Below are 4518 nucleotides of genomic sequence, written 5' to 3' on the forward strand. Positions count from 1 at the left end.
GGCGACATCACCGTACGCAAGGCCACCGACCTGTCGGTGAACTCCGTGTACGCGCAGATGGCCGTCGACGTCGGCCCGTCCAAGCCACCGCTATGTCGCCGTCCACTCGGAAAGCGCCGGCCGGGCAACGGGGCGGAGGCAGCGTCTCACCGGTCGAAGTGGATGAGATCTCCTACGGTCCATGCGCTGACGTCCTTGATCGCGACTCGGTACATGCCGCCCGTCTCCGGAATGCCGAGGCTGCCCTGCAGGATCCGGGCGAGATGAAAGTGCAGATGCGTGGGCGCCTCGCCGCGACCGGGCCGGTTCCCTCGCGGACCGCGCGCAAAGACGTCCGAGAAGGGGCCGAGACGGTCCGAGTCCTTCAGGACCTCCGCCACCCGCTCCCTCCACACGGCCTCCGGAGCCAGCCGGCCGGTGATGACGGCGCCGCCGACGACCACGGTCAGCGACATCTGATTGCTTCGCTCGGACTCCACCGCGGCGGAGATGGCGACGAGCAGCTCATCAGGGTTCGACATGACAGCACAGCTTATTCGGCCCACCCGTATCAGGAACCGCCCGTGGGGCTGAAGCAGTTGCGCGCTCGGCAGGAGGCGGCTTCCGCCAACCGGTGCGGCCCGGTCACGGCAGGCTTCTTCCTCCACCAGAAGGGGTGAAATCTACTTTTGCATGAGTAGATTTTCGTCCCTGACGTGGGTACGCTTCTTCTCGTAGACACGGTCGAACGAGACCCGCCAGACACGAACTGGCGGGTGGCTGAATACGAAGTACGCAGGTCAGTGCGGCTCTCGAGCCTCGAAGCCAGAGTGTTCCCAGAACGGTGACGGGACTGAGAGCCGCACTGGGCGGCTCGCACGCCGAGGAGCTGCCAACAGCGGTACCGGTTCAATCAGTGGTTGGTCCAGAGAGGAACGGAGGAGCAGACGCCATCAGGATCGCCCGGCCCGAGAAGCACTCGGCCCGGGTACCGCAAGACCCCGGAATGGATGGTGGTCCCCGGTCAAGCAGCTGCGATCCCCCCGCACCCCCCTCTGCCGGGCCGGGTAGCGGAAACAGAAGGTCGGCACAGCAGTAGGGCCGACAGATGGTGTTCAATTTCCTTCGGGGCCCTGGTGCCGTACGGCACCAGGGCCCTTCGACGCGTGCACAGCGAGGTGACATGACATCGGACAACCCCCTGAATGATCGTCTGGACGACGACTACCCCGCGTACACGATGGGCCGGGCAGCCGAGATGCTCGGCACCACCCCGGCCTTCCTCCGGGCCATCGGTGAAGCTCGTCTCATCACTCCGCTCCGCTCGGAGGGAGGACATCGCCGGTACTCCCGCTACCAACTGCGGATCGCCGCGCGCGCCCGCGAGCTCGTCGACAAGGGGACTCCGATCGAGGCCGCGTGCCGCATCGTCATCCTCGAGGACCAGCTCGAGGAAGCGCAGCGCATCAACGCCGAATACCGCCGTGCCGCCAGCGAATCGGCGGGCAGTGCCGGCTCCGGCTGAACACGCGGGCTCGGGCCGTATCCGGAACGCCGTCTGCCGGCCGAAGGAGAACACGGCCGGAAAGTCGCCGATCCGCTGCTACGAAACCGACGCCGCCTTCGCCTCCGGGGGCGCACCCGCCGGAAGGGCTGTGCACTCGCCAAGGGTCCCCGGGCTGGTCGACGGAGACAACGGCGCCAAGCGCAGAGCCCGCTCACGCAAGCGCTTCGGCCGGCGTCCTTCGACGCCGTGCCCACAGCGTGCCCATAAGAGCGGACAACCAGGGTCATCAGCGGTACCAACCGGCCCGTGCAACGGCACAGGCGTCCCCCATCCCCGCAGGTCAGCCGCCATGCGACCGCCCAAGCGCCGTCGCTTCCCAAGCTGATGGCGCGAGTTCGATTCTCGTCACCCGCTCTTCTTGAAGCCCCAGGTCAGCAGCCTGGGGCTGGTGTTTTGGCCAGGGTTCTCCAGCAGTTTCAGCCCGCCAGGCGCACGAAGATTGGGCACGCGGAGGGCATGGGTGTTGGGCGGTAGCCATATGCGCAACGTTCCCAGCATCAGAGGGTGCCACTGACCTGGTGCTTCGCAGTGTGCATCGCAATCTTTTCGCTCCAGGTCGAGGCCCGGGTCGGAGACCTGGGCCTTGTTGTTGTCCGGCATGCCGACGATCTCTTACGCCTTGCGCCACTTCCGCCCAAAGGCGCGGGGGAAGAATCACAGCTGCCAGGCCGAGCAACGCCTACGGCTTCGGGGTGTGACGTTGTCCGGGCTGTTCGCGGGCGGGCGCGTGGGGCGAGAGGTGCTCGGCCTCGGTGGACGAGCGTGTGGTGGCGGTCCAGCTGCGGAGCAGGTCGAGGGCGTCGGCCGAGGGGGTGCCCGGGTCGGCGAGGTAGGTGACGATGCGCACGTCGGGGGCGGAGCCCAGGGTCAGGGTCTCGTAGGCGACGGTGAGTTCGCCGACGACGGGGTGGCGGATCGCTTTTGTTCCGGCTGCGTGGACGGTCACGGTGTGGCCCGCCCACCATGTACGGAACTCGGGGCTGTGCGTGGCCCTGATGCACCAGCCCTACGGCGACGTCTACGGCCAATGGCGCGCCATGGAGAGCCTCAACCGCGAGGGCCGGGCCAAGGCGATCGGCGTCTCCAACTTCTACCCCGACCGGCTCCTCGACCTCGTCCTGAACAACGAGATCGCGCCCGCGGTCAACCAGATCGAGGTCCACCCGTTCTTCCAGCGGGCCGCCGAACAGGAGCTGATGCGCGAGCACGGCATCCAGATCCAGTCCTGGGGCGGGTTCGCCGAAGGCAAGAACAACCTGTTCACGAACCCGCTGCTGAGCGAGATCGGCCGGCAGCACGGCAAGTCCGTGGCGCAGGTCGTGCTGCGCTGGCTCACCCAGCGCGGCGTCGTCGCGATCCCGAAGTCCGTACGTCCCGAGCGCATGGCGGAGAACATCGACGTCTTCGACTTCGAGCTGGCCGACGAGCAGATGGCATCGATCGCCACCTGGACACGGCGCTTCCCTGTTCTTCGACCACCGCGATCCGGAGCAGGTCAACTGGCTCGCGAAGCACCGCGTGGACTGAAACCTGCGCTCCCGGTCCGCGCCGGAACCACGTCCCGCACGTCATGAGGAGAAGAGCATTGATCACCCGCACCCTCGGCAACAGCGGACTGGAAGTCTCCGCGATCGGGCTGGGCTGCATGGGGCTCAGCCACGGTTACGGCCCGGCAGTCGATGACAAAGACGGCATCGCCCTCATCCGCGCCGCCTTCGACCAGGGCATCACCTTCTTCGACACCGCCCAGATCTACGGCCCGTTCAGTAACGAGGAACTCGTCGGCAAGGCCCTGGCACCCGTGCGCGACGAGGTCGTCGTCGCCACCAAGTTCGGCTTCTCCTTCGACGGCTCCCGAGCCACCGGCCTGAACAGCCGTCCCGAGCACATCCGGGCGACCGTCGAGGACTCGCTGCGCCGGTTGGGCGTGGACAGCATCGACCTGCTCTACCAGCACCGCGTCGACCCCGACGTGCCGATCGAAGAGGTCGCCGGCACCGTGAAGAGGCTCATCGAGGCAGGCAAGGTCAAGCGCTTCGGCCTGTCCGAAGCCGGAGTGGACACCATTCGCCGCGCCCACGCCGTGCAGCCGGTCACGGCGCTCCAAAGCGAGTACTCCCTGTGGTGGCGCGAGCCCGAAGAGCGGATCCAGCCCACGCTGCTCGAACTCGGCATCGGCTTCGTCCCCTTCAGCCCGCTCGGCAAAGGCTTCTTGACCGGTGCGATCACCAGTGCGACCTCCTTCAGCGACACCGACCTGCGAGGCAGCCTCCCGCGGTTCACCGAGCAGGCCCGTGCAGCCAACCAGGACCTTGTCGACCTGCTGTCGGCCGTCGCCGCACGCAAGGGCACCACCACCGCACAGATCGCGCTGGCCTGGCTGCTGGCCCAGCACCCCTGGATCGTGCCGATCCCCGGCACGACGAAGATCAGCCGTCTGCAGGAGAACGCTGGCGCGGTCGACATCGTGCTCCCCCAGGAGGATGTGGACGAGATCACCGAGACAGCCGACCAGATCGATGTCAGCGGGGACCGCTACCCCGAAAACATGCCGCGGTGGATCAACCGCTGAACCTGACCGCCGGACGGCTCGGCACGATCTTCGCTACCGGGACCGCCGCCGCGCATTGTTCGCTGACCGAGCGGCAGGGCTGGCATCCCGGCTTGATCCGACGCTCCACGTCATCCGTGCCCTTGGCGTGCCCTTCGCAGCGGACAACCACGGTCAGCAGGGGTGCGATCAGGCGCGTGCAACAGCGCCAGCCCATCGGGTTTCCGCAGGTCAACGCCCTGCAACTACCCAAGCGCCGTCGCTTCCCAAGCTGAGAGCGCGAGTTCGATTCTCGTCACCCGCTCCATGCGAAGCCCCCAGGTCAGGCTTCCGTTCTAGTGGTCGTCGCAACACCCCAGCTCAGGGGATGCGATGGACTTCGAGATTCGGGATGAGCGGAAGCCTCAGGGGCCCCGCAGGT

Annotated in this window: 5 protein-coding genes and 1 pseudogene; 3 read left to right on the plus strand and 3 right to left on the minus strand. The window is 67.1% G+C overall.

Translation table 11 applies throughout. The annotated features are described in order from the left end of the window. Positions 1–146: 146 nt before the first annotated feature. A complete protein-coding gene (locus ACWC5O_RS45055) occupies positions 147–521 on the minus strand; it encodes a hypothetical protein (RefSeq protein WP_031172494.1) in 375 nt (124 codons plus the stop codon). A 641-nt stretch (positions 522–1162) separates the two neighbouring features. Here ACWC5O_RS45055 and ACWC5O_RS45060 point away from each other — a divergent pair. After that, positions 1163–1504 (plus strand): helix-turn-helix domain-containing protein, encoded by a 342-nt coding sequence (locus ACWC5O_RS45060; protein ID WP_450592363.1) that lies wholly within the window; start codon positions 1163–1165, stop codon positions 1502–1504. A 387-nt stretch (positions 1505–1891) separates the two neighbouring features. Here the strand turns inward: ACWC5O_RS45060 and ACWC5O_RS45065 are convergent, their stop codons facing one another. Both ACWC5O_RS45065 and ACWC5O_RS45070 read right to left on the minus strand, forming a co-directional pair. Then, the gene (locus ACWC5O_RS45065) at positions 1892–2146 is read right to left on the minus strand and encodes a hypothetical protein (protein ID WP_450592365.1); all 255 of its coding nucleotides are present in this window, start codon (positions 2144–2146) and stop codon (positions 1892–1894) included. A gap of 79 nt (positions 2147–2225) precedes the next feature. Next, positions 2226–2492 carry an MmyB family transcriptional regulator gene (locus ACWC5O_RS45070; RefSeq protein WP_450592366.1) on the minus strand — a complete coding sequence of 89 codons (267 nt, stop codon included), beginning with the start codon at positions 2490–2492 and terminating at the stop codon, positions 2226–2228. A gap of 46 nt (positions 2493–2538) precedes the next feature. On the opposite strand from ACWC5O_RS45070, the pseudogene ACWC5O_RS45075 reads away from it, so the two are divergent. Then, positions 2539–3073 (plus strand): annotated as a pseudogene (locus ACWC5O_RS45075) (aldo/keto reductase); the annotation flags it as partial. A 58-nt stretch (positions 3074–3131) separates the two neighbouring features. Continuing rightward, the gene (locus ACWC5O_RS45080; RefSeq protein ID WP_450592367.1) at positions 3132–4118 is read left to right on the plus strand and encodes an aldo/keto reductase; all 987 of its coding nucleotides are present in this window, start codon (positions 3132–3134) and stop codon (positions 4116–4118) included. Positions 4119–4518 lie beyond the last annotated feature (400 nt).

Source organism: Streptomyces sp. NPDC001450 (genome assembly GCF_053597295.1).